The organism is Cronobacter muytjensii ATCC 51329, assembly GCF_001277195.1.
GTDB classification, from domain to species: domain Bacteria; phylum Pseudomonadota; class Gammaproteobacteria; order Enterobacterales; family Enterobacteriaceae; genus Cronobacter; species Cronobacter muytjensii.
The window spans coordinates 1,871,034-1,895,097 of record NZ_CP012268.1; the positions used below are offsets into that span (position 1 = coordinate 1,871,034).

General features: G+C 59.1%; 24 protein-coding genes. 11 read left to right on the forward strand and 13 right to left on the reverse strand.

Translation table 11 applies throughout. The annotated features are described in order from the left end of the window. Window positions 1-2 precede the first annotated feature (2 nt). The 8 genes from AFK63_RS08705 to AFK63_RS08740 form a co-directional block, all read right to left on the reverse strand. Window positions 3-1,586, reverse strand: a complete 1,584-nt coding sequence (locus AFK63_RS08705) for an alpha,alpha-trehalase (RefSeq protein WP_236613100.1) — start codon at window positions 1,584-1,586, stop codon at window positions 3-5. A gap of 201 nt (window positions 1,587-1,787) precedes the next feature. Further along, window positions 1,788-3,995 carry a glycoside hydrolase family 2 protein gene (locus tag AFK63_RS08710; RefSeq protein WP_038862947.1) on the reverse strand — a complete coding sequence of 736 codons (2,208 nt, stop codon included), beginning with the start codon at window positions 3,993-3,995 and terminating at the stop codon, window positions 1,788-1,790. After that, window positions 3,995-6,673, reverse strand: a complete 2,679-nt coding sequence (locus AFK63_RS08715; RefSeq protein WP_038862948.1) for a response regulator — start codon at window positions 6,671-6,673, stop codon at window positions 3,995-3,997. Before AFK63_RS08715 ends, AFK63_RS08710 begins: the two co-directional genes overlap by 1 nt. Then, complete coding sequence (locus tag AFK63_RS08720; RefSeq protein ID WP_038862949.1) at window positions 6,670-7,107, reverse strand: globin family protein; 438 nt, start codon at window positions 7,105-7,107, stop codon at window positions 6,670-6,672. Before AFK63_RS08720 ends, AFK63_RS08715 begins: the two co-directional genes overlap by 4 nt. Then, on the reverse strand, window positions 7,104-8,501 hold the full coding sequence (locus AFK63_RS08725; protein WP_038862951.1) for a DUF3131 domain-containing protein: 1,398 nt from the start codon (window positions 8,499-8,501) through the stop codon (window positions 7,104-7,106). Before AFK63_RS08725 ends, AFK63_RS08720 begins: the two co-directional genes overlap by 4 nt. Beyond that, a complete protein-coding gene (locus tag AFK63_RS08730; RefSeq protein ID WP_038862952.1) occupies window positions 8,486-10,036 on the reverse strand; it encodes a DUF3131 domain-containing protein in 1,551 nt (516 codons plus the stop codon). The genes AFK63_RS08725 and AFK63_RS08730 overlap by 16 nt, the downstream gene beginning before the upstream one ends. Next, window positions 10,033-11,373 carry a DUF3131 domain-containing protein gene (locus AFK63_RS08735; protein WP_053531563.1) on the reverse strand — a complete coding sequence of 447 codons (1,341 nt, stop codon included), beginning with the start codon at window positions 11,371-11,373 and terminating at the stop codon, window positions 10,033-10,035. The genes AFK63_RS08730 and AFK63_RS08735 overlap by 4 nt, the downstream gene beginning before the upstream one ends. Beyond that, window positions 11,370-13,184, reverse strand: coding sequence for a glycosyltransferase family 2 protein (locus AFK63_RS08740; protein WP_038862953.1), 1,815 nt, complete (start codon window positions 13,182-13,184; stop codon window positions 11,370-11,372). The genes AFK63_RS08735 and AFK63_RS08740 overlap by 4 nt, the downstream gene beginning before the upstream one ends. Before the next feature lie 328 nt (window positions 13,185-13,512). Between AFK63_RS08740 and opgC the strand changes: the two genes are divergently transcribed. The 5 genes from opgC to AFK63_RS08765 are packed head-to-tail and all read left to right on the forward strand — an operon-like array spanning window position 13,513 to window position 17,656. Further along, window positions 13,513-14,733 (forward strand): OpgC domain-containing protein, encoded by a 1,221-nt coding sequence (gene opgC / locus AFK63_RS08745; RefSeq protein WP_038862955.1) that lies wholly within the window; start codon window positions 13,513-13,515, stop codon window positions 14,731-14,733. 14 nt (window positions 14,734-14,747) lie between these two features. Continuing rightward, entirely contained in the window at window positions 14,748-15,662 is a 915-nt protein-coding gene (locus AFK63_RS08750) for a hypothetical protein (RefSeq protein WP_038862956.1), read from the forward strand. A 9-nt stretch (window positions 15,663-15,671) separates the two neighbouring features. Continuing rightward, complete coding sequence (locus tag AFK63_RS08755; protein WP_038862957.1) at window positions 15,672-16,892, forward strand: PP2C family protein-serine/threonine phosphatase; 1,221 nt, start codon at window positions 15,672-15,674, stop codon at window positions 16,890-16,892. Further along, window positions 16,882-17,220 (forward strand): STAS domain-containing protein, encoded by a 339-nt coding sequence (locus AFK63_RS08760; protein WP_038862958.1) that lies wholly within the window; start codon window positions 16,882-16,884, stop codon window positions 17,218-17,220. The genes AFK63_RS08755 and AFK63_RS08760 overlap by 11 nt, the downstream gene beginning before the upstream one ends. A 4-nt stretch (window positions 17,221-17,224) precedes the next feature. Then, the gene (locus AFK63_RS08765; protein WP_038862959.1) at window positions 17,225-17,656 is read left to right on the forward strand and encodes an ATP-binding protein; all 432 of its coding nucleotides are present in this window, start codon (window positions 17,225-17,227) and stop codon (window positions 17,654-17,656) included. A gap of 9 nt (window positions 17,657-17,665) precedes the next feature. Here AFK63_RS08765 and AFK63_RS08770 read toward each other — a convergent pair whose 3' ends face one another. Beyond that, a complete protein-coding gene (locus tag AFK63_RS08770) occupies window positions 17,666-18,265 on the reverse strand; it encodes a helix-turn-helix domain-containing protein (protein WP_038862961.1) in 600 nt (199 codons plus the stop codon). Between the two features lie 43 nt (window positions 18,266-18,308). Here AFK63_RS08770 and AFK63_RS08775 point away from each other — a divergent pair, with 43 nt between their 5' ends. The 3 genes from AFK63_RS08775 to AFK63_RS08785 are packed head-to-tail and all read left to right on the forward strand — an operon-like array spanning window position 18,309 to window position 19,875. Continuing rightward, window positions 18,309-18,998 (forward strand): B3/B4 domain-containing protein, encoded by a 690-nt coding sequence (locus AFK63_RS08775; RefSeq protein ID WP_038862962.1) that lies wholly within the window; start codon window positions 18,309-18,311, stop codon window positions 18,996-18,998. 19 nt (window positions 18,999-19,017) lie between these two features. Then, complete coding sequence (locus AFK63_RS08780) at window positions 19,018-19,527, forward strand: GrpB family protein (RefSeq protein ID WP_038862963.1); 510 nt, start codon at window positions 19,018-19,020, stop codon at window positions 19,525-19,527. 24 nt (window positions 19,528-19,551) lie between these two features. Next, the gene (locus AFK63_RS08785; protein ID WP_081642070.1) at window positions 19,552-19,875 is read left to right on the forward strand and encodes a DUF1493 family protein; all 324 of its coding nucleotides are present in this window, start codon (window positions 19,552-19,554) and stop codon (window positions 19,873-19,875) included. A gap of 293 nt (window positions 19,876-20,168) precedes the next feature. Here AFK63_RS08785 and AFK63_RS08790 read toward each other — a convergent pair whose 3' ends face one another. Further along, on the reverse strand, window positions 20,169-21,056 hold the full coding sequence (locus AFK63_RS08790) for an alpha/beta fold hydrolase (RefSeq protein ID WP_038862965.1): 888 nt from the start codon (window positions 21,054-21,056) through the stop codon (window positions 20,169-20,171). A gap of 82 nt (window positions 21,057-21,138) precedes the next feature. Here AFK63_RS08790 and AFK63_RS08795 point away from each other — a divergent pair, with 82 nt between their 5' ends. Then, window positions 21,139-21,507 carry a MerR family transcriptional regulator gene (locus AFK63_RS08795; protein WP_038862966.1) on the forward strand — a complete coding sequence of 123 codons (369 nt, stop codon included), beginning with the start codon at window positions 21,139-21,141 and terminating at the stop codon, window positions 21,505-21,507. 282 nt (window positions 21,508-21,789) lie between these two features. Beyond that, window positions 21,790-22,359, forward strand: coding sequence for an NlpC/P60 family protein (locus AFK63_RS08800; protein WP_038862967.1), 570 nt, complete (start codon window positions 21,790-21,792; stop codon window positions 22,357-22,359). A 1-nt stretch (window position 22,360) separates the two neighbouring features. Here AFK63_RS08800 and AFK63_RS08805 read toward each other — a convergent pair whose 3' ends face one another. Next, window positions 22,361-22,687, reverse strand: coding sequence for a cupin domain-containing protein (locus tag AFK63_RS08805; RefSeq protein WP_038862969.1), 327 nt, complete (start codon window positions 22,685-22,687; stop codon window positions 22,361-22,363). 255 nt (window positions 22,688-22,942) lie between these two features. Here AFK63_RS08805 and AFK63_RS08810 point away from each other — a divergent pair, with 255 nt between their 5' ends. Beyond that, window positions 22,943-23,317 carry a hypothetical protein gene (locus AFK63_RS08810; protein WP_038862971.1) on the forward strand — a complete coding sequence of 125 codons (375 nt, stop codon included), beginning with the start codon at window positions 22,943-22,945 and terminating at the stop codon, window positions 23,315-23,317. A 6-nt stretch (window positions 23,318-23,323) separates the two neighbouring features. Here AFK63_RS08810 and AFK63_RS08815 read toward each other — a convergent pair whose 3' ends face one another. Then, the gene (locus AFK63_RS08815; protein WP_050568143.1) at window positions 23,324-23,626 is read right to left on the reverse strand and encodes a hypothetical protein; all 303 of its coding nucleotides are present in this window, start codon (window positions 23,624-23,626) and stop codon (window positions 23,324-23,326) included. A 69-nt stretch (window positions 23,627-23,695) separates the two neighbouring features. Next, window positions 23,696-24,055 carry a hypothetical protein gene (locus tag AFK63_RS08820; RefSeq protein ID WP_038862973.1) on the reverse strand — a complete coding sequence of 120 codons (360 nt, stop codon included), beginning with the start codon at window positions 24,053-24,055 and terminating at the stop codon, window positions 23,696-23,698. Window positions 24,056-24,064 lie beyond the last annotated feature (9 nt).

The following is a 24,064-nucleotide window of genomic DNA, read 5'->3' on the forward strand; positions in this document are numbered from 1 at the left end:
CTTTACGGCTCGCCGTAGAGCGCAATCAGGCGACGCGTCACGCCGTTAGTCCAGCCGAAGCCGTCCTGCAGCGGATATTCACCGCCGCCGCCGGGGCGTGGCGAGTAGTCGGCGATGTGATATTTCTCAATGAGCTTATGGTTTTCATTGTAGAAACGTTTCACCGTACGCAACCAGTTATTGGCGATAATGTCCGCCAGCGCGTCATCGCCATAGTTTTTCAGGCCCTGGATCGCCATCCACTGCAGCGGCGCCCAGCCGTTAGGTTTATCCCATTGCTGTTCGGTTTCCACTTCCGTGGTCAGGATACCGCCCGGCGACAGTAACCGTTCGCGGATGTTCGCTGAGATACGATCCGCCTGCGCGTAGCTGGACATCCCGACATACAGCGGCACCACGCAGGCGGCGGAGAACGACGCCAGACGGCCGCGCCGCCAGTCGTAATCGCGAAACGAGCCGAGTTCATCATCCCAGAGATAACGATTCACCGCTTCGCGGCGATCGATAGCCTTTTTACGGAATACCGTCGCGGTCAGCGGATCGCCTTTCAGCTGGGCGACATTGGCGATAGCCGTCTCCAGTTTGTAGAGAAACGCGTTAAGATCGACCGGCAGGAAATGGGTAGTGCGGATGCTTGCCAGACGGTCGGCGTCGCGCAGCCAGCGCGAGGAGTAGTCCCAGCCGGACGCCGCGCCCGCGCGCAGGTCGCGATACACTTCGCTCGCCGGGCGGCCCGAGAGTTTCGCGGTTTCCACGTCCTCGCGCCAGGATTCGTCACGCGGCGTGTCGCGATCGTCCCAGTAGCGGTTCAGCAGCGCGCCGTCAGGCATTCTCACCACGTGACGGAAGGCCTGGCCTGCGTCGAGGTTTTCCGCGCCGTCCATCCAGAACGCGTACTCCATCAGCAGGTGATCCAGATAGCGTCGCGCGCCTCGCACCCCGTCTTCCTCAAAAAGCTCTACCATCAGCGCGAACACCGGCGGCTGCGAGCGGCTCAGGTAATATGTCCGGTTGCCGTTCGGAATATGCCCGTAGTTTTCGATCATCCAGGCGAAGTTATCCGCCATGCAGCGCAACATATCGTGACGGCCGCTTTCGGCAAGGCCGAGCATGGTGAAGTAGGAGTCCCAGTAATAGGTCTCGGTAAAACGCCCGCCCGGCACGATATAGGCTTGCGGCAGGGGCAGCAGCGAGGAGTTCTCCAGATGCTCATGCGGCTGGCGCGTCAGGATCGGCCATAGATTGTCGATATGCTCCGTCAGCGTCCGGTTCGGGTCTGAGACATACGGGTTGGTGTTAATCACCGGAAAGTAAAAATGCTCTTCGACAAAACGGCGCAGGTCGAAACCTGGCAGGCGTTTGGCCTGACGATAGTTCATCAGGATAGTCAGCGGCGACATTTTCGGCGCGCAGTCCGGGAACGTTTTACTGTCTGCGAAAATACGGGAGGCCTGAACATGCTCAAACAGCTCTAAGTAGCGGTCGGCGGGCGTCAGCGCGTCCGGGGCAGGCATGCCCTCGATCGTCTCAGGCTGCGGCTCGACATCGCGGGTATCCGGGATAAGTTCGCCAGATTCAGGGTCCATACGCACCTTTTCAGCTAACTCCTCTGTAAAAGGTAAGCGTGTTGTCTGTTGAAACATGCTAATACGTACCTCCAGAGCGGCTTTCGTTTCAGATTCTGTAAGTTTAGCAAATCGCTATCGCTCTTTAACCGGGCGGCAAAGAGTTTAAGAAGAGACTGAACGCCACGGGGCGTCCAGTTATCCATACAGTGCTTAATCGCCTCAGGGCGCGACGGCGGTCTCGTAAACGTTTTGACCTACCGTTTTGCCTTGCGAATCAAGGATTTCATACTCAATACGCAGCGCGCCTGGGGCGGAGGGAGTGAACGTCAACTGGGCCACCTGGCGACCACTGTCAGGCGGGATGGTCATCGGCTTGCTCTCTTGCTGCTCGGTGTTGCCGGGCATTTTCACGCGCCAGCGCAGTGTACACCCGTCACAGGCTGAAAAACTATCGTTTACTGTCCATAATTTAATCGTCCCTGGCGTGCCGGCCCGCCAGTTCAGCGTCACCGGTTCGATGGAAGGCAGCAGCGGTTGATAGGCGCGTTGCAGCGCATAGTAGCCCGCCTTCGGCTGGCGCAGATAATCCACCACGCCCCAGTTAATCGACGGCCAGGTTTCGACAAACATAAAGTGGAACAGGGCGGTCACCGGCTGATACCGCTGGCGTCGATAGCTCTCCGCCGCCAGGCTCACCAGATCGGCCTGATATTTCTGCGTATTATGAATGAACTGCTCCATATTTTCGCCACGCGGGATTTTGGCAAAGCTGAATGTCTGGAACGGCTGGAAGTTATGGTATTTCCATACCGTCCAGTCCGGGTCATCCGCGCGGGTAGAGGCGGGCCAGCGTTTGTCGGCAGGGATGATGGTGTTGAGCGTCGAGAGTTTCGGCAGCGCCTGGGAGCCAAACTCTGTGATGATGCCGGTTTTCGCCGGTTGCAGCACGTCAGTCATCACGCCGAAATACCAGCCCTGCCAGTAATGCTCTTCCACGGCGGAATAACGGTGCACGATACGGCTGTTGTCCTTCGCCAGCGCATCCGCCACGCGCTCCGTCAGCACGCGGTTCAGGTTGTTGTGCCAGTCCGGGAAGCGTTTTTCCATCCACGGCGAGTTCCACGGCGGCTCGTTATGACCGCCCCAGGCGATAATGGCGGGGGAGTTGCCGATTTGTTCGGTCATCTCAAGGCTCTGGCGCGCGGCGTTGTCGGCGAACGCCTCGCTGTCGTTATAGCCCCACTGGAGCGGGACATCCTGCCAAATCATCAGGCCCATTTCATCGGCCATCCGGTAGAGCGGGCGGCCCGCGACATGCCCGTGTACGCGGATCGCATTAGCGTTCATATCCAGCACCAGTTGAATATCGCGGCGATATTTCTTCTCATCCATCTCGCTCAGCCACGGCGAGCCGATATAGTTACTGCCCTTGATGAAAATCCGCTTGCCGTTCAGCACCCAGCCTTTGTTATCCGGCTGTTCCACTATCTGCCGCAACCCGGTGCGGCTCGCAATCTGCTCCATCACGCCCTGGTCATCGCTGAAGGTTGCGCTGACGCGATAAAGATGCGGGAAGCCGTAGCCTTTCGGCCACCAGAGTCTGGCGCCTTCCATCGGCAGGGTGAATGTCAGGCGCTGCGGCGTGGCGCCTGTGGCTTCAAGGCGCACTTTCTGCTGTTGCGTAAAACGCTCGCCCGCAAAATTCGCCGGACGGGCGCGCAAGACTAAATCCACCTCGCGCGCCGTGGTAGCGCGGTAGACCAGCTCGACGCGCAGCTGCGGTTTATCGAGCCCGTGTTGCCAGTCGGGGCGCAGGATCAGGTTATCCACCGTTACGCCGCGGCTTAGATGCAGCCGCACCGGCGCCCAGATGCCGCCGGAGTTAGCATCCTGTCCGCGCGGCGACCAGGCGCCGCCGGGGCGGGTATCGTGCTGATTCAGTACGCCTTTCACCATCGTTTTATGTAAAGGCCAGATGGTTTTCGGATCTTCAAACGGGCTGTCGACGCGTACCGCGAGCTTGTTGTGACGTTGTAACTTATCGCTGATGTCATACGCGAAACGCTGGAAGTAACCTTCATGTTTACCGAGCGGTTGCCGGTTCAGCCAGGTCTCGGCGAAGTAATCCACGCCGTCAAATTGCAGCGTCGCCATCGTGTCCGCCGGCAGCGGCGGCAAGGTGAATTCGTGGCGATACCAGAGCACGCCCTGATGATCGAGTCCCGCCGTGTACCAGTTTGCCGGCACCCGCAGTTTGCGCCAGTCGCGCACCGGGCTTTGCTGCCCGATAAAGGCGGCGTCGTTGCCGTCATGGGCGCGCCAGTCGCCCGCGAGCGACCAGCTCACCGGCACGGGTACAGAAGGTGTCGGGCTGGCATACGCCGCGCCGCTCGTCAGCAAAAATACCGCACAGGCCAGACGTTTCATTATTCCTCCAGCAGTTGAATCAGGAATTCACGCACCCGACGCTGCTGCGTCGCGAGCGCCTGACGCCACGCCTCGCGCTGCGCCGCAGACGCGCCGGGCTCCTGGCTTTCGACCTCCTGCAACAGCGTCGTCAGCCCTTCAAAACCGAAGGTCGCCGCTTCGCCGCGCAGTTTGTGCGCCAGCCGGTGGGCCTGTTCGCCATCGCCGCTGGCCAGAGCCGCGTCCAGCAGCGCCGCCAGCTCGTCAAAACCGTCGGAAAAGAGCCCGAGCAGCTCTTTTAGCAGCCCCAGATCGCCGTCGAATGCCGCCAGCAGCTGCGCGGCGTCCGGCAGGCCGCCGGGCGGTGGGGGCGGCGTACCGGGGGAGAAGCGCGACAGCTCATCGGCCAGCGCTACCAGAGAGACCGGTTTGGAGAGATACCCGTCAAACCCCATCGCCAGACAGCGCTCTCTGTCGCCCTGCATCGCATGCGCGGTCATCACAATCGCCATCTGATGCCCACCGCGCTGAACCTCTTCCTGGCGCAGCGCGCGGATCGCCGCTTCGCCGTCCATCACCGGCATCTGCAAATCCATCAGCAAAATATCCCAGCCGCCCTGACGCCATTGCTCCAGCGCCAGCAGGCCGTTATCCACCGTCACGCACGTATGGCCGAGTTTCTCCAGCAGCCGCACCGCCAGTAGCTGGTTTACCGGGTTATCCTCTGCCAGCAGAATGCGCATCGGCGCGCTTTCCGCCAGCACCGGCGCAGGCGCGACCGCCACCGGCGCGGGGGATGGCGCCAGATCGGGGCTCAGCGCTTCGCCAAGCGCACGGGCGAGTTCATGCTGGTCGACCGGTTTATTGAGATACCAGGCAATGCCGGTGCGCCGCAGCGTCGAGAGATCCAGGTCGCGGCTCATGGAGCTCAACATAATAATTTTGCTGCGCGACGCCTGAGGCAGTACGGAGATCTCCAGTGCGAGCGAGATGCCGTCCATCTCCGGCATCTGGGCGTCGAGCACGATCACGGGGAAATCGCTGTCGGTCTCCAGCAGGGCGAGCGCGCCGGCAGCGCCGGAAACGCAGATCGGGTTTAAGCCAAGCTGATTGAGCATCGCCTGCATCAGGCGGCGGTTGGTGGCATTATCGTCCACCACCAGCACCCGCTCGCCGCTAAAGTGCGTCAGCGGCTGCACGTCCGGCGTCGTCTGCGCCGCGCTTTGCAGCGGCAGAGTAAAACTGAATTCGCTGCCCTGGTTCGGCTCGCTGGCCACAGTCAGCTTGCCGCCCATCATCGCCACCAGCCGCGCGGAAATCGTCAGCCCCAGACCGGTGCCGCCGTAGCGGCGCGTTGTTGAGGTGTCGGCCTGGCTGAAGGCTTCGAAAATCACCTGCTGTTTTTCCGGCGGAATGCCGATGCCGCTGTCACGCACCCGAAAACGCCATTCACCGGGCTGCGCGCCGGGCGCGACGGCGAGGAGGATCTCGCCCTGAGGGGTGAATTTCAGCGCGTTGCTGAGCAAATTGGTGAGCACCTGGCGCAGCCGCACGACGTCGACGCGCATCATCTCCGGCACGCGTTCGTCCACGTCTACCAGCAGCTCTATCTGTTTTTCGCTGGCGAGCGGCATCAGCGGGCGCACCAGCGACTGAATAAAGGGCCGCAGCGCCACATATTCTTCATGCAGCACAATTTTACCCGCCTCGATTTTGGAGAAATCAAGGATGTCATCAATGATATGCAGCAGCGACTGCGCGGAGCTCATCACCAGCGTCAGGTATTCGCGCTGTTCGGCGTTGAGATCGGTATCCAGGCACAGCTGCGTCATGCCGAGGATCCCATTCATGGGCGTGCGGATCTCATGGCTCATGTTCGCCAGGAACGCGCTTTTAGCTTCACTGGCGGCGCGTGCGGCGTTGGCCGCCTCGCGGGAGATAAGCTCCGCCTCTTTGCGGCGCGTAATATCCTGGAGCGTACCGATTAACCGCTCAATTTCGCCGCTGACGGTTAGCGCGATTATCTGCCCGGAGAGCAGCATCCAGAGCCATTTACCGCTGCGATGCTGCACGCGAATTTCGCATTCAAACACCGGCATCTGGTGTTCACTGGCGCGCTGCATGGCGTTTTTCAGCAGATCCCGGTCTTCGGGATGGATAAGCCCCAGTAAAAAGCGGCTGTTGTGTTGCAACTGCCCGCGCGGCTCGCCCAGCAGGTTCAGAAGGGCGTCGTTAAGGTGCAGGGCGTCGGTGGTGACCTGCCAGTCCCAGATGCCGATATGAATCGACTCGGCGGCCAGCAGGAAATCGTCATGCAGCAGCTGACGGGTACTCTGGAGGGTATCGAGCGCGCTGATATCGGTGTGCAGGCTGATAATGCCGCCGTCGGCGGTACGCTGATGCTGAATAAAGAGCCGCCGCGCGTGAAGCTGGCGCACTTCGCAGTGCCCATCCTGCCGACAGTTGGCCAGCAGCGAGGCGATAAGCGCGTTACGGCTGCGGCTGTCGGTCTGAAAACCGGCGTTAACAAACTGCGCCGCCAGCGCGCTTAGCGTCGCGCCGTGCGCCAGATGGCCGACGATCCCCGGATAAAAGTGGCTGACCTGGGCATTCCAGGCGACCAGCCGCTCGTCTTTATCGTAAAACAGCAGGGCGGCGGGCAGCGCGTCGAGCGCTGGCGGAAAGGCGTGGCCGTTCATAATTGCGCCCCTGGCTTATAGTTCAGCTCCGCCTGGCGCCGCATATACTCAAGCCCCGGCGCGATGGTCATCGCCCAGGCCGTCAGCACTTCTTCATCGCAGTTCGGATCGAGCTCCGCTACCGTCTCCAGGATCGCTCGCCGCCAGTGGGCGAAGAAGTTGGGCGGCAGGCGCACGCCATTGCTCTCCTGCTGGCGCGCCAGGCGTTCCAGAAAATCGGGCACCATCAGCACGCCGTCGACCATTAACATCGCGAAAAAGCTTTTATAGACGAATTTGCGCAGCGTCTGCGGATCCACCGTGGCGAAGTGGTGTTCGGTTTCCGGCGTCATATGGATAAAACGGGCAAAAAAGCGTTCGAAAAACGGCTGTTTGTCGTCGTTGGGAAAGAGACGGCTGTAGCTTTCATCAAACAGATCCCGATAGAGCATCATCGGCGAACCTCCGGGCGGCTTTCGCCAGGCAGACACTGGCGCAGGGGGTTGAACACGTCGCTCAGACGGCGGCTGAAATAGCTGCCGGAGGCGGGGGCGTCACTGGACAACAGCGGGCCGCCGTTGGCTTTGTAAAACAGCGCCTCCAGCACGGTGGCGTTGGTGGAAAGCGTCAGCGACCGGTTGTAGTCGCCCGTCGCCTCAATGCGGCCCTCATACCAGCCGCGCTTTTCGTCATACATCAGGCGGGTCGCCTGCATCAGCGCGTCCGTATAAGGCGTATCCCAGAGCACCCAGAGCGAGAACACCGCTTTGGTGGAGACCTGCGCCAGACGCGGATACTCTTTGCCGTCGTCGCCAAGCGTGTTCCACGCATAGCCATTAGCCCAGAGGGTGTCGGTGGCGTGCCACGGCGCGGCGCTGGTATTGAAATCGGCGCGGGCGGTCAGAATACGCTCCTGCTGCCAGCGGCTCTCCTGAGTCAGGTAAACGAGATGGGCGCGCTCGCGCAGGTTGTTGATTTTGTCACGTTCAACCCCCGGCACTTCCCAGCCGAACTCCAGCCCCGGCAGGGTGTAGGGCAGCGTGGTAATCAGCGATGGCTGCCAGGTCGTACGCGGATCGCGGGCGTCCACCGGCAGCGCGCGATCATACATAATCACGTTCTGCGAAGGCGGGCTCCAGGCTTTCGCGGGCGAAAACCCCCACAGGCTAAAGCCCGCAGCGGCGTATTCGCTCTCGCCGAGCCGGATTTCGTCACGCGGCGCGAGCTGCCCGCTCTGCATCTGCGCGGCATACAGCGCGCCGTCTTTATCGATGACCGGGCAGAAATTCCAGCGGATCACCACGCGTTCCAGATATTCGCTGTACTGCGGGTGATATTGCGCCACCAGGCGCAGCGCCAGCATCAGGCGCGCCATATCGCGCGCCGACCAGCCCATCACGCCCGGTTTGCCGGTAAAATCCACCATCGCCGGGGTCCAGGTCGAATAGAGCCGGTTCGGCGTCTGGCGGGCGGTCAATGGCAGGCGGTTGAGCGTGCCGAGCAGGCGGGTCAGGCGCGCATCGAACGTCTTTTCATCCACCAGGTTAAGCTCACGCGCGGCGGTCAGCGCAATCAGCGCGTCGCCCATCTGCCATAGCGAGGCGACAGGGCGCTTATCGCTGCCGTTCACCAGGCCCGTCGCCTCCTGGGTGTTATTTTCGAAATAGCGCCAGGCGATAGCGGCCCATTCGCGCTCCTGCGGCGTGAGCGCGCTGATGCGTGCCGTGGTGTGCCAGCCCCCGTGCGAGACCCAGCGCCACCCCGCGCGGTCATCGCGCAGCAAAAGCCAGGCGACGAGCGCGCCCAGAACGGCGAGAATAAGCAGCAGTCGGCTTACTGTTTTAAGCATGTCGCGGTTACCGGTGGCAATTTCACTGGTGCGTCATCGTTACAGGTGGCGCACTGGCAGGCCTGACAGGTCGGCTTGCTGCGTACCGCCGTGCCGCTCTGCTGGCACCAGTTCTGGATGCCTGGCGTCATGTTGAGGAACGGACGGTTGCGTCGGGTGTTATTGTCCTCAAACAGATCGACCAGTTTTTTCTCCCACAATGACGGCGCGTAATCTTTGTTCTTCGGATCGTTAGTGTTAAAGCGCATCAGCTTGCCCTGTTTTTTGTACAGCAGCGCTTCGAGCATGATGCCGTTGTTGTTACCGGTGAAGGCGTTAATGGTCCCGTCGCCGTTTTCATAGATGCCTTCGTAGTAGCCCTGTTTCGGATCGTTGGCGTTCTCGATGGTGGTAAAAAGACGGTCGGTGTAGGGCGAATCCCACAGCACCCACATGCCGAGCGCCGCCTTGAGCGACACCGCCGCCACCTGCGGCACGTACTGGCCTTTATCAGTAATCGTGTTCCAGTTGAAACCGTCGCTGAACACGGTGTCGTAAACGAAGTAGGGAGTTTTATCGAGCTGATGCTCGGAGCGGGCAGTCAGCACGCCGGTAATGGTGTAGCGGTTTTCCTGAGCCTGATAGACGCGGTCGGCGAAATCCTTCATCCACGGGTGCGTGAAATTATTCGGACTGTCGTCGCGGTCTTTGGCGGTATCCCAGCCCATCTCAAGCCCGTAGAGCAGGTACGATTCGGTGACCACGTAGTTATGCTGATTAGTGCGACGCGGGTCGCGGGAGTCATACGGCACCAGTACGCAATAGATATCGGCGAGCGCGTAAGGCTCCGGGCGGTTCGCCTGGCAGGTGTTAAAACCCCAGAGCTGATAGCCCGCCGACGCGTACTCTTCATACCCCAGGCGGCCTTCCTGCACATATTTCGGCTGATTGTTTTCGAGATAAGCCCCATACATGGTGCCGCACGGGTCGACCACGTTGGTGAAATCCCAGCCCAGCACGATGTTATCGACGCTGTTGCCATACTCCGGGTAGCGCTCTTTAACGATCCGCAGCCACAGCAGCATGCGTCCCATATCCAGCGCCGAGAAGCCTATCTCGCCGGGTTTGTTTACGTAGTTCACCTTCTGCGCGGTAATGGTGTTATAGGCTTTGTTCGGCACCTGGTTGCGAAACAGATCGAGTTTGTTGAGCGTGCCGAGCAGCTTCAGCATCCGGCGGTCGAACTCCGCTTTATCGATAATCCCCAGCTCGCGCGCCGCGACAAGCGCGCCGATATAAGAGCCGGTATCCCACATGGTGGTCGACGGATACTGGTTTACGGCATTGACCAGCCCGGTTTTGGGCTGATAGTTGACCACGAAATATTGCCAGGCGTTTTTCGCCATGGTCATTTCACGCTCGGTCAGCTCGCCGTGACGCGCCGGATAATCATTCGCGGGCAGTTGGCCCCGCCCCTGGGCCGTCACCGAACAGCCCAGCAGTAAAAAAATGCAGGCGCAAAAGCGAAAAAACTGGGGCAAAGATGTCAAAGTCATGGTGTTACTCCCGCAGAAGCATTGGCGGTGGAAGGCGTGTGCTGGCATCCCAGACAGAGCAATTGCCCGCCGGTGATATAGGCAAGGCTCTCCAGCACCACCGCGTTGGTGTCGGCATCAATCACGTTATTCACGCTGTTATTCAGATTCAGACCGCGCTGCCAGCCTTTACCCGGCACCAGCAACGGTTGCACCTGCTGGCGCAGGGCTTCGCTCCAGCCGTTGCGAAAAAGCGCGTACCAGGCGAAGGCGGAGCGGGTGGATGTAATGGCCGTGCGCTCCGGCGCGGTTTTGTCATAGGCGGTTTCGCCAGCCTCGCGCTCCGGCTGACGCTCAGGAATGGCGGCTGCGTAATCGGGCGCCTGTTCGGCGTAGTCGGTACTGATGGGCGGCTTGCGTACCCGCAGGCTGTTGCGGCGCTGCTGGATCTGCATGATGCGCCACGCCACTTCGCCGCTCTGCGCGTCAAAACCCAGCTCAAGCCCGGTCAACAGCCAGGGCAGGCTCACCAGCGACGGCTGTTTGCCCCACGGCGTGCGAAGCCCTTCGTCCGGCACCATGATCCCGTCGATATCAATCATGCTCTGGCCTTCCGGTGGCTGCGTGACGGCAAGCCCGGCCGTGGTGTTAATCAGGCGCAGCGTATGGCTTGCGTAGGTGCGATAGCCGAAGCTGTCGCGCGGCTCGTCGGTCGGGATCACCCAGTGGCGCACCGGCAGCGCCGCGCTGGTATTTTTCGCCTCAACAAACAGCGCGTCGAGATCCCAGCGCGACATTAGCGCGGTCACGGCGGGCGCATGCTGCGGGTAGTGCCACAGCAGCACCTGTAAGGCCATCAGCAAGCGTCCGGCTCCAATGGCGCTGCTCTCGGGCTTGCCCAAAATCTCCTGCGACTCTGCACGGTAGTAAGCGGCTGGCAGGCCCTGCGGTGTGAGCGGCAGTTCGCCGAGCGTATACAGCGCCTCTGTGACGCGCTCGTCAAACTCGTCGCGGGTGATCACCTCCAGGCGGTAGGCGGAGACCGCCGCCAGCAGGTAACTGCCAGTGCTCCAGAGGCTGAACCACGGCGCGCCGTCCTGGGCGTTCACCAGGCCATCGGGGCGGGTATTGTTGACAAAATATTGCCAGGCGACGCGCGCCCACACGGCTTCGTCGAAGGTGAGCTGGCGCGATTGCGGCAGCGGCGGGAAATCTTCGCTAAGCGTAATGCCGCTGCTGCTCTCCACGCGCGTCGGCATCTGGCGTTCAACCCAGACCACGACGGCGAACCCAATCAAAAAGCCCACCAGAATGGTGATATAGCTGCGCGCGCTCAGCAGGGCGTCGGTGACTTTCATGCGCCGCTCTCCTCATCCGCCGGTTGCCACATGGCGGCCATAATCATCGGCAGCATGGCGGCGATATTCACCGCGCCCCAGAAGATGTTAATCACATAGCCGGACGGATCGTCCACCGCGCCGCGCGCCACCTGAATACCGCCCCAGATAAGCCCGGCAAGCGTCAGCACCACAATGGCGATTTGCGGCTTCACCAGGTAGAGGAAGCGCCCGGTCTGGCGCTCTTTCGGCGTCACGTGGAACTTGATCTGCTCGCCGCGCAGCACCGTATCCAGCGCCTTGAGATTCATGGAGAAGAACGCCAGATACGAGGCGCGGCCATCCCACGCCGAAATCCCCCAGGTACCGAACATAAACGCCAGCTCCGAGACGATAAAAAAGGGCAGAAAATGCAGATAAAAGGGCGTCGACCAGGCGGAAACGGGGGGAATGCCGGTAAAGAGATAGATTAGCGGCGACACCAGAAACACGGTATTCCAGACGCAGGCGAGATAAGACCAGAATGTGGTGGCGTACATCAGCGTCTGGGGCAGCGAGAGCTTAAAGCGACGGCGGCTGAAAATATTGTCGTGAAACAGAATATCGAGGGAGCCGGCGGCATATTTAAAACGCTGGATAATCCAGGTCAGCATGTCCTGCGGCGAGAGCATTTTCGATTCGATGCGCGGATGCATCACCGAGCGCCAGCGACGCGCGCTGTCGCCATGCAATACGATAGAGGTATAGATATCTTCCGAGACGTGGAATTTATAAGGCGTCAGCTCGGTATCATAGAGCACATGCGGGCGCATAGCGTCCTGGAGCGCTTCACGCATCGACGGGTCGCGGATGTCGCGCGTGTGGCGGTCGATTTCTTCTTCCACCGTCCAGACATAACTGCGCAGCGCTGCCTGCATAATCGCCTCCCGGCGATGCACCGACGCCGCACCGCAGCAAAAAGCCGCGTTCGCCCAGTTGCGCCGGCGCAGGATCACATCATAAAACATGCGCGGATCGTTGAAGAACGGGTCGCGACCGATAGTCACCGGGCCGACGATTTTCTCCGACAGCCAGCCGAGCGCATAGCCCGGCTTGCCCGCTTTGCGCGCCAGCCAGCGCGGCAGCCGTTCGCCCTCGGGCAAATCGAAAAACCACTGCGGCGTCTGCACCCAGGCGACGTCCGGGTCGCGGAAATAGCCGAGCGTATGTTCAAGCAGCGTCGGGAATACGCGGGTGTCGGCGTCACAAATCACGATAAAATCGCCGTCAGTCTGCTCCAGGCCGTTACGCAGGTTACCGGCCTTAAAACCGATATTGGTTTCGCGGGTGATGTAGTTAACGCCTTCTTCCTCACAGACCGCGCGCATCGCAGGGCGGCGGCCATCGTCCAGGACATGGATGCGGTAATCGAGCGGGCCTGGATAGCGGATTTTCAGCGCATCTTTGATGGACAGCCGCACCAGCTCAACATCTTCGGAATAGGTGGCGATGAAAAGGTCGACGCGCACCGGGCGCGGCTCCGCGCGGTCATCCGGATTCAGGCAGTCGTTGATATCCAGCGGGGCGGGCTGTTGTGGCGGATCATCCTCACGCCACAGGTTGATGGTAAAAAGCACCGTGCCTATCCAGGCGCAGGTTTCCGCAATGACCAGCGGCAGCGCGTACCACAGCGCATCCATATTCAGTGAATCGGTCCAGCGCCAGCGAATATAATTTGCGCCCAGCACCAACGCCGCGACGGACATTATCTGCCAGAGAATTTTCACGACGCGGGGCGTTTTTAACGGCTCCGGCGGTTTACGGTCTTCAAAGCGGGAGAAATAAAAGCCCATAGCGGTATCATCATCCAGACACAACCCAGACAGCGGCGCGGAATAATTATCAAAGGCAACTATTCCCCATCAGCGAAATATCTCTGGCGCAACAGATCATTGGTTTTAAGTTTATGAAGTGATTGTAGATGCCCGCGCTAAAGTTTCCAGCAGGATAATTTCACCAGGTCGTTTGCGCCGTTTCGCTTTTGCGATTACCCGCGCGGGAAAATATATTTTCCGCGAAACGCTGACAGCCGCTTATTGCCGTATACACTTTTCTGATAATACTCAGAATATATTGCGCTGCCCGGGCGTGGGCGGCCCCAGCCGATAAGAAACCGTGCCGATGAGCGATTCTGCAAGCGTAGCTTCAACCCGCGACATGCCGCGCGCGCGCGTCTCCTGGCGCTATGTCGCGGCAGACCGGCGCGACCTGCGTATCGACCTGATGCGCGGCATTGCGCTGGTTATGATGATAGTGGCGCATACCGAAGTGATGTCGATATTTAATATATTGACGTGGGAACGTTTCGGATTAACCACAGGCGCTGAAGGGTTTGTGATCCTGGCGGGGTTTATGCTTGGCATGCTCAATCGTCAGCGACTGCAAAAAGCCGTATTACTGACGGTGGGATGGGCGCTCTGGCAGCGCGCATGGAAGATCTATCTCGTTAATGCCGTTATTATTTTGAGTGTGTTGTTGCTATCGAAATTGCCCTTCATTAATACCTTTGAAATAACGCACTTTGTCGATCGTTTCTCTGGCAATACCTGGTCACTGTTTCCCACCACGCCGCAAATTAAAGAAACCTGGTTCAACATTGTTTTATTTTTACAAATTGGGCCGCATCAGACGCAAATTCTGGGTCTTTACGTCTTTTTGCTGCTGATTAGCCCGCTGTATCTCGCGCTGCTGCAATATCGTAAAACTCCGTGGCTGATTGCCGTATCAGCGCTGATTTACGGACTGTATCAGGTGAACCCGGTGCGCCTGACCCACAGCGAATTTGAGTTCGCGTTTCCATTGATGGCCTGGCAGTTTATCTACGTTTTAGGGATGTGCTGTGGCTGGCATAAAGAGGAGTTGCTGTCGCTGGCACGCACCGGGCCGGGGAAAGTGACCGTCACGGTAATGGTCATCTGCGCGCTGATATTACTGTTTATCGCCCAGAACCATACCAACCCCTTTATGCCGCCGGGCCTGCTGATGCATGTGATATCGCCTGCGGATTTCAACGCGCTGTATCACACCTGGGCTGCCAAGAACGGGCTTGGGCCGCTGCGCGTACTGAACGATTTTAGCCTGATGGTGACGGTCTATCTGCTGCTGACCTGGTGCTGGACGCCCATCTACCGCCTGACCGGCTGGTTTCTTATCCCGCTCGGCCAGCACTCGCTATATACCTTTATTCTGCATGTGTATGTGGTCTTGCTGGTAAGCCAGGTGGTGCATTTCGATTTATGGCATCAGGCCTGGCTGCAAAATACGCTGGTTCACAGCGTGGCGCTGGGCATTCTCTGGCTGATGGCGAAATATGACGTCGCCGGACGCTGGATCCCCAATTAAGGAACGACAAGGGTATGACGAGGGCATTTCACTACTTCGGTCTGGCGACGCTCGCACTGGCGGCGCAACCGGGCATCGCCGCCACGCCGCCCGCCGCTGCGGCGGCGAAGCAAAGCACCGATACCGAGGCGGAGCCGATTCAGACAGGCGTGTTCACCAGCCGCTGGGGACGGCTTTTCTCCGGCAATGACAATAAGTTTTCCGGCGCGCTGAGCTTTAACAGCGGGCTGAAAGATCAGTGGGTGACGATCCCGAACAGTAGCGATACCGCGTCGCAGACTAACAAAATCAACCAGACCGTTAACCTGAGCATGCAGTATTCGCCGTGGAGCTTTCTCTTCGCTAACGTCACGCTGCGCGCGCCGGTACGTGACTTTAGCCGCTATACCAGCGACTTTCGCTACAGCTTCGGCTATGACGACTGGCACGCCAACACCTTCAGCCTGGTTTACAGCAACTATGGCGATAACCATATCTGGCCTTCAGGCAACAAGCGGCGCACCTATTTTGAGCAGGGCGGCGTCACAGCGGCGTATAAATTCTCGCTTCCCAAACCGCTGGAGAAGCATCTGCTGATTAACAAGGGCGATTCCATTATCTGCCAGGTGGGCTATACCTGGGTGCCGCGTTACTACGATCTCGCCAGCAACGGCATCCGCAGTAATAAAAACGTGGTGCTGGGCGGCTGCGGCTATACGTACAAGCAACACTATTTTGTGCGCGCCACCGCGTTCTGGTACCCGGAAAGCAGCCAGCAACAGCCGTGGAACGGCGATTACAGCTACAGCTTCGGCTACGCGGGCTACAAGCCGGGCACATTCTCGATTCAGTACGCCAACTACAGCGGCACGCGTTACCCCGGTCATGCGAGCGGCAATGGCAAGTTCCGCGAGGGCACCGTCAGCCTTATCTGGTATTTACCGCTTTGAGGAGCCGTCATGCCTGACAGACAGCGCGTGTTAATTGTTGATGATTCCACCGTTTACCGGCGGCTGCTCGGCAGTATGCTGGGAAAATGGGGCTACGAGGTGCTGGAAGCCGTCAACGGCGAGGCGGCGCTGGACGTGCTCGCCACACAGCCGGTCAATATGGTGTTAAGTGACTGGGAGATGCCGGTGATGGACGGGCTGACGCTCTGCCAGGAGATCCGCGCGCGCTTTCAGGAACACTACATCTACCTGATTTTACTCACCGCGCGCGAAAGCGTGGACGATCTGGCGCTCGGCTTTCAGGCGGGCGCGGATGATTTCCTCAGTAAACCTGTCAACCAGAGCGAGCTGCGCGCCAGGCTGCACGCGGGCGAGCGTATCCTGGAGCTGGAAGCGACGCTCGCGGCCCGCAATGCGCGGCTGCGCGAGGCGCTGACGCAAATCGAAAGCGATCTCCAGGCGGCGGCGCAGCTTCAGCGGTCGGTGCTGCCCGGGCGGCGGATGCACTACGACAGCTTTTTCGCCGACTGGCTGTTTGTCCCGTCGGCCTATGTCTCCGGCGATATCTTCAATCTTTTCCCGCTCGACAGCCATCTTGGCTTTTACTGCGTTGATGTGGCAGGCCACGGCGTGGGCGCGGCGATGATGTCGCTCGCGGTGGCGCGCCAGTTCCTGCACGGGCGCGCGGTAGAGCGCTTTCTGTTTGACGGCGACAGCGTGACCGCGCCGCATGAGGTCATTCGTATCCTCAACGAGCGTTTTTGTCATGACGACACCGAAATTGTCAGCTATTTCACGATGGTCTACGGCGTTATTGATATCAACACCGGGGAGGGCACGCTGTGCCAGGCCGGGCATCCGACGCCGTTTATCACGCACCCCGACGGCGCCATTACACGCATCGGCGGCGGCGGGGCGCCGGTAGGGTTACTGGCGGGCTTAAGCTGGGATGAAACGCCGTTCACGCTGCGCCCCGGCGACCGTCTCTGTCTTTACAGCGACGGCATTACCGAGTGCGAAAATCCGCAGCATGAGCAATTCGGCCAGGAGCGTCTGGAAAACTGGTTACAGCGTCACGTTTCCAGCCCGCTGGATGCTATCTTTCCCGCGCTGCATGAGAAACTTGTCGGCTGGCGCGCCGGGAAGAAGGGCGATCAGGTGGCGATGGCCGATGACGTATCACTGTTAATTATTGAACGCAGTACAGAGGGAGTGCGCGATGAATCTTGAAACTGAACATCTGGACGGCGTAAGCGTGATAACGCCCGTGGCGCGTCGGCTTGACGCTTCGGTGGCGGCCGCATTTCGCCAGGGCGTAAGCGAAGAGATAGCCCGCACCACCGGCGGGTTGATTATCGATTTCTCGCGCGTGGATTTTATCGACAGTAGCTGTCTCGGCACGCTGATTGCGCTCTTTAAGCAGATGAACGGCAAAGGGGAGATGGCGCTCTGTTCGCTGAATAACAACATCATGAACATGTTCAAACTCACCCGCATGGACAGGGTATTTGTGCTCTGCGCCGATCGCGCCGCCGCGCTCGCCCGGCTAAAAGGATAAGCCAATGAGCGACGTCCTGACGTTCCCGGCGCGCCTGGAGGCACTCGGCCCGATCGCCGATGCGCTCGCACAGTTTATGGCGTCGCTGCCGGTGAACGACAGCTGGCGTTTCGCGCTGGATTTAGCGGTTTGCGAGGCGGCGGCGAACGTCATCCGCCACGCGCTGGACGAGATCCCGACGCGTGAGTTTACCGTGGAGTTTCAGCGCGAGGGCGAGTGCGCGCGCGTCATTTTCACTGATGACGGCAACGCCATTCCTGACGGCAAACTCGACGAGGCCCGTCAGGCGGCGCAGGACGACGACGCGGCGCTAATGTGTGAAGGCGGGCGAGGGTTGATGCTGATAGTCGCGTGCGTCGATGACGTCCGGTACAGCGCCGGTGCGCTAAATCGCCTGACGCTCAGCAAGCAGTTTACTGGTGACGTTGTCACTTAAAAACCCGCTTCAGTGCGGCTCATATACCGTCATGGTAAAAATCAGCGGCGCATTATGCGCATTGACGTAGCGGTGCGGCGCATCGGTACGGGCCACCGCAGACGACCCGGCAGGCACCTGAACAGGCTCTTCATCAATCACGAGCGTCAGCACACCATGCTCAACATGCAGCAGTTCCGTCGTGCCGTGCGGGTGCCCCGCTGAGCTAAAAGCCTCGCCCAGCGGCATCTCCCAGCGCCACAGCTCGACCATATTCGGGCCGCTTGTACCGGCAAGGAGCCGCGCCGTTCCGCCGTTTTCTCCGCGCCATAACACCGGAATCGACCCGGCATCAATCAGCCGCGCCGCAGGCTGACTCGCCACATCCAGGAGATCGGCCACCGACAGCCCCAGCGCGGCGGCAATCTTACATAAAATGGCGATACTGGGGTTCGCAGCCGCTTTTTCCAGCTCAACCAGCATTCCTTTACTGACGCCTGCGCGCTGCGAGAGCGCGTCCAGCGTCACTTTGTGCGCTTTACGCCAGGCTTTTAAGCGCTGTGCCAGCGCGAGGCTCAGATAGTCAGCATCTGCACCTGAATCAGTCATTATATTGACTTTGCGGGTCACTGGTCATTACCATGAAATAAAATAGTCATTACAGGATTATCCGATGAAACCGTTAAAACCGTCAATCGCGCCGGCAATCATGCAGCTTGCACCCGGCTTCAGGGCCATCAGTATTCACGTGATTGCCGCACCGCTGGTTGACAGTGATGCAGGGAGAAGGGCGCTGGAGACGGCCTGCCGCCACGTTCAACACGACGATTTTCCGTGGGCGCAGGCGCATCTTGACGCGTGGGACGCCGTGTTTCAGGCCTTCGGCGCTAAACCCAAACGCACGCCGTGCTCGGCGCAGGCGCTGCGCAAACGCGTCGCGCGCGATGGCAGCATGCCGTCTCTCGATCCTGTCGTCGACCTCTATAACGCGATAAGTATCAAATACGCCGTACCCGTTGGCGGTGAAAACGTTGCGGCGTACCAGGGGGAACCGCGCCTGGTGATGGCCGACGGCACGGAAGCTTTCGATACCGTTAAAGCAGGCGAGACAGTAAACGAATCGCCGGAGCCGGGCGAACCGGTATGGCGCGATGACGCAGGCGTAACATGTCGGCGCTGGAACTGGCGGCAGGGCGTGCGTACCCGCCTGGATTCCCACGCGCAGGCGATGTGGTTTATTCTGGAATGCTTGCCGCCGATGCCGGAGGACGCCGCCAGTGCCGCAGCCCGGGAGCTTATCGACGGGTTAACCGCGATGATGCCGGGCGCGCAGATAGTTATGGAAACGCTTGCGCCTGGCTGAGTTTATGCAGGAGATAACAATGCCCGCACGATTAATCACGCTTGAGTCGTATAACCCGGCCTGGCCGGATCGTTTCAGTAAAGAAGCAAACTGGCTGCGCGCCTCGCTCGGCAAGGTTGTTGTGGCCGTTCATCATATTGGCAGTACGTCAGTACCGGGGCTTACAGCCAAACCGGTTATCGACATCCTGCTTGAGGTGGCTGATATAGCCGCGCTCGATGCATGCGCTGATACCATGCAGGGGCTGGGCTACACGCCGCGCGGCGAATACGGTATACCGGGCAGGCGTTACTTTGTGAAAGGCGACGCCGCACGCACGCATCATATTCATGCTTTCCGTACCGGCAACGCGCATATTACGCGCCACCTGGCGTTTCGCGATTATCTGCGCGCCCATGAGGAAATCGCGCGGGAATATGAAGCGCTGAAACTGGCCGCCGCCCGCGACAGCGGGTATCAGTCTGTTCTCTACAGCGCGCTGAAAAACGAATTTATTGCAACGCATGAGCGGCAGGCGCTGGCGCAGTGATAAGCGTTAAGCGCGGAGGATCTGATGACAAGCGACAGCCTTGAAGCGCGGGTTTCTACGCTCGTAAGAAAGCATCACGGTTTTTACCTCTTCGGGAAACCTGAACTGACAGAACAGACCGATCTGGATGTCGACCTGCAGCTGGACGATGACGACGCGCTGGAGCTGATGGAGGATTTCTTCACGACGTTTCGCGTGGCGCGCGGGAATTTCTCCATTACCACATACTATCCGCCCGATCCGCCGCTGAGCGTAAGGTGTCCGAACGAAAGCAATGAGCGCAGAGACGCTGTCAGCGTGTCAGCGTGTCAGCGTGTCAGCGACCAGGGCGATGATGACGACCGATAAACGCTGGATTCAGCCACGAATCATCTTGGTGCGCATAATGTATATTATGTTAAATTACATTTTAATCCGGAACCCGGCCATCCGACGCTGTTCGCCTGTCCCCATTCTGACCTGCCCTGCATGCCTGATGCGTAACCTCCGCATCGCGTTAACGTAATGCCGTTGCGCTACGCGAAATCTGCACGGCTGAGCCTCACGCTTTTTCTCAGAATTCACGTAGCGCACCGTTTTTTCTCGCCAGTAAGCGGCGCCCGGCGTATCACTCCCGTCGCGCCACCGTTCCTGCTTTCTCTTTAGCGCGCCGTCGCCTGAACAAATGCTGCCAGCTGCGCGTTAAACCGCGCGGCTTCTTCAATAAATGGCGCATGGCCGGAACGTGCATACCATTCTGACTGTATGCGTGGATTGAGCGCTTTCGCTCTTTTCAGCGACGCCTGCGGGTTAACCAGCGCGTCATGCTGGCCGTAGATAAACAGCAACGGCACACGCGCGGCGCTCAGCGCTTTTTCTGCGGGCACCATTATCTGCGGCACGTTGCGCTGCATTATCCAGGACGCCATTGCCGCGTTGGCCAGCAGACGCTCAAAGGTGTCCCGGTCGGGTTGCTGATAAAAACAGAGCCGCAAAAATTCGCGTTCGCCGTCAAGGTGCGTGAGTAAATCTGCCGCCGTCATGTTGCGATAAATTGCGGGATGCGCGGGAATCAGCGCGGGTGTTAACTCCACCACACCGCCCACGTATAACGCGCCGGCAATCCGGCTGTCGCTGTACTCAGCAAGATAAGATGTGATAACCGCGCCACCCAGAGACCAGCCAACCAGCACCGGTCGCGGCGCGCCGCTTTTTTCAATCACCGCGGCGAGATCGGCTCCCCATCGCCTGCCCTCGCGATACGCATTGTCGTTATCAGGCTTGTCGGAAAGCCCGTGGCCGCGCAGATCAAAGGTTATCAGTCGAAAGCGCTGCAGTTGCGGGTCGGCAAGCTGTCGGCTCCAGTTCAGGTGGCTGCCCAGCAGCCCGTGCAGAAAAATTATCGGTTTGCCGTCTGGGTCGCCGCTTTCCTGTACGGCAATCGTGACGCCATCCGGCGCGGTCACCGTATAGCTACGCGCGTGAGCTAAGGTCACGGTGGCGATAAACAACCACAGGCTGATAAACGTCCGGTAGATCATTACAGGCATTTTCGCTTCCTCGTTAATGGATTCCTGGCTAGCCTGAACGTTGACATTAATGTCAGAGTCAAGCCGTTGATGAGGAGAAACGATGGAACTGACAATCGGTAAACTGGCAAAAGCGACAGGCGTCAGCGCGCGCGCCATCCGGCATTATCACAATAATGGGCTGCTTACGGCAGTACGCGCCTGTAACGGCTATCGCTATTTCGACAGCAAGGCCATTACGCAGGTGCGCCAGATCCAGCGGTTAATCGCAACCGGCTTTAGCGTGGCTGAGATCCGCGCCTTTCCCGACTGCATGCTGTTGATTGAAGGCGCATCATTCTGTCCGGAAACCCAGGCCGTACAGTATCAGCGTCTGAAAGATATTGAAGAACAGATAATCGAGCTCGAGCAGCGTAAAGCGCGCCTGCTGGCAGCGCTGCGCCAGAATAACGACACCGGCGCGTTAAAATAACCTCATAGTTGCTGGCGTTAAATAAATGGCGCGCAAAAGCTAATCACAAATAAATGTAATCACAATGCGTTATTTTCCCCACGAATAATATTTGGTTATCCTCGCAACCGACATTTAAGCGGTCACATTTGAATACTCTATTCAGAAAAATCGCAGTCTGGCGAAACATTATTTTTCATATACGTCAATAAGTGTAAAGCATGAGAAAGGGCTGGCGATAAAACGCATTTTTAGTAAAAATCCCGGCACCGAAACAGTAAACCTTCTTGTCAGTGAGTCGATATGGAATTCCGCGCCACCGCTTTTTTTGCCCTACTCTTTTGTACTTATCTGACAGGATGCGCAACCAAAGCCCCAAAACCTGAAGCTGTCGCCCCGCATCCTGCGGCCACTGCCAACAGCCAGCGCCCCGATTTGATCCCGGTTATCGCGGCATTGCATGATCAGATGAATACCTGGCACAACACGCCCTATGAATGGGGCGGCACAGAGCGCGACGGCATCGACTGCTCTGGTTTTGTCTGGCGTACCTTACATGACCGCTTTAATCTGCCGATGGCGCGCGTCACCACCCATGAATTAATTCAGATGGGCAAAGGGGTCGATAAAAATAAACTGCGGCCTGGCGATCTGGTATTTTTCCGTATTAAGGGCGCGCTGCATGTGGGCTTCTATGATTCCGACCGGCAGTTTATTCACGCCTCCACCAGTAAAGGCGTAACCCGCTCCTCTTTAGATAATCCTTACTGGAAAACCGTTTATTTAGAAGCGCGTCGGTTGCCGGATAATATCAGTTCGGTGGTCACGCTGAATCACAATACAACGCCGGATCTCGCCAGTAACCGCTCCTGATTTACGACTCGTCGTAAAATACCGCCAGCCAGACGGTTGGCGCGGTGGCGTCGGTCCACTCCACGCGGTGTTTACGCCGCGCCGGGATATTCAGGCAGTCGCCGGGGTGTAGCGTAACTTCGTCGCCGTCTTCAAAGCGCAGCGCGGCGCGGCCTGCGATAAGCGCCAGCCATTCGCCCTGCGCCTGGCAGTACCAGAAACCGGGCGGGCTTGCCTGGCCGGTTGAGACGATACGCTCCACCCGCAGCGCCGGGCGTTCTATCAGGGTTTCGAACGTCTCTGCCTCGCGCCGCTGCGCGGCATCGGGGAAATTGAGTAGTAAATTCATCACCGCCTCGCTGTTTTACACACCTTTACCTCGCTGGTAATTTTAGCCGCAGTGTAAAGAATCCGCCGCGCGCCTGCGTCTTGTCGAATTAACCGTTTGAAAATAAACGCCTTCTTTTATTTGCCTGAACAGGCTACGTAAATCTGCTTAAAGCCTTTGGCGCGCCTGCGCGCCCCTCCCTCGCCCGCCCGCTGCGCATGGACGCGCCAGCAGGTAAGATGCGAACACACCTGCGTTTATATAAAGGAAAACATCATGAACAGATTCGCGCTCGCGGCGCTGGTCGGCGCCACGTTTATCCTGGCGGCCTGCGACGACGCGGCCAAAGAGGAACTCAACAGCCATGTGAAAGAGGCGCAAACACAGGCGGAAGCACTGAAAGCGCAGGCCAGCGCCAGCGCCGCCGGGCTGAGAGATTCAGCGCAAAGCCAGTGGGATGAGGCCAAAGAAAAAGCGAGCCGTGCGGCGCAAACGACCGTCTCCGATCTTCTGCCGGGCGACGCCACAGCACAGCTTGACGCCGCTAAAGAGAAAGCGGCGTCGCTGTCAGAGCTGAAAGTGTCTGATTTCCTGCCAGGCAATGAGGAAGAGGAACAGACCCAGGACGAGCAGGCGCAGGAAGAGAAATAACCGGCGTCAGGTAAAAATCCACAGCCAGTCGTAGAGTTTTTGCAGGCCGCGCCCGGTTTTGCGCGCCGCGCCCTCCAGCCAGAGCCGAAAACGGTTTTTCTCACGCGGTGGCGCGCAGTGAACGCCTTTATGCGCCAGCGCGCGCCAGGCGGCGGCGCGCACCGCAAACACAAAGTCGTTTTTCATTATCCACGTCAGCAGCGTGACGCTTTCGGGCGCTGGCGCGTCACGCAGTTCATCGATTAACGCCAGCCGTACCCGGAAATCCGTTTTATCACGCGCGCGCTTTTCCGCGTCCGGGTAATCCATCGCCTGCTCTCCTGTCACTTTACGCCGGGAGCTTAGCGAATCGCCGCCGTAATGAACAGCGGCGCGACGTCATACGGCTGGCGGGTTATCGTCGCCGCCCTTATCGCTCATCTCATTGAGTACGATCTCTTTGGCGGGCGCCTCGTCGAGTTTACCGGCGTAATCCTCAGCCACATCCGGCAGGCTGGTAAACTGCCCGTCAAGGAACAGAAATTCCAGATGCCCTGCGATATCGTCCAGCACCGCAGCGGCGCTTTTTAGCCCTTCGCCGTGCTCGTCATTGCCATCAAGACGCCAGGCGAAGGTGCCGTTCTCATCGGTGGCCTCGCCAAGATCGATAATCCGGCCATCAATATTTTGCGCCAGCACACGGCCTTCGCAGAGAAAGAGAAAATAAGGCATCGCGTCGCGTTGAACAGATTCCGGCATCGTTAACTC